General features: G+C 45.3%; 1 protein-coding gene. It reads left to right on the top strand.

All coding sequences use genetic code 11. The annotated features are described in order from the left end of the window. The coding region (locus C5S62_RS00175; protein WP_133159433.1) for a C10 family peptidase at positions 1 to 669 on the top strand (669 nt) is incomplete at both ends.

The following is a 669-nucleotide window of genomic DNA, read 5'->3' as shown; positions in this document are numbered from 1 at the left end:
CGGCGGTTGTGTACAAGGAGGGGCCGTATACTGTTACTGCGTGGTCTCAGGACAATCCTTATAATGGAGCGTTGCCAAGTGTTTATCGTCCTAACTTTGGTGTTAATTTTCCGGGAAATTACCCCTTGGGATGTGGGGTTGTTGCCGCTATGCAGGTTCTTGCCTATCTGAAACCGTCCATGACTATCAACGGCTTGAAGATGGACTGGGACAAAATGACAGAGAAAGCGGAAATTTCGGGTGGCGGATATTCCGATGAACTGATGATGGTGACAGCGTTGGGCAAGCATGTGTTTGAAGGCACCAAATCGGTGGCCAATATCAAAACCGATGGACAATACGGACCCTATGATGACAAGACAATTCCTATAGTGGAGTCGACAAGCACTAAGGTCTCGGAAATTTACAGTTTCTTGAATAAATATGTGACGTGTGGCGATTTTTATGAGCGGTTTGCATCTGACGCCCTGCTGACAGCCATTAGAGGCAAACATGTATCGATTATGGGAGGAACATGTCCAAATAAAAATACCAATCATGCCTGGATTATAGACGGCTTTGCGATATGTAAAAAATCGACAAGGGAAATTCTCCGTCAGAACGATTTGTATTTCCATGCTAATATGGGCTTGGAAGGTGGAGAGTATTCCGGCTATTATAGGGTAGACC

The organism is Prevotella sp. MGM2 (assembly GCF_002933955.1).
GTDB lineage: Bacteria > Bacteroidota > Bacteroidia > Bacteroidales > Bacteroidaceae > Alloprevotella.
The sequence above is the reverse complement of the archived record's forward strand: the minus strand, read 5'-3'. Positions and strand labels throughout refer to the sequence as shown.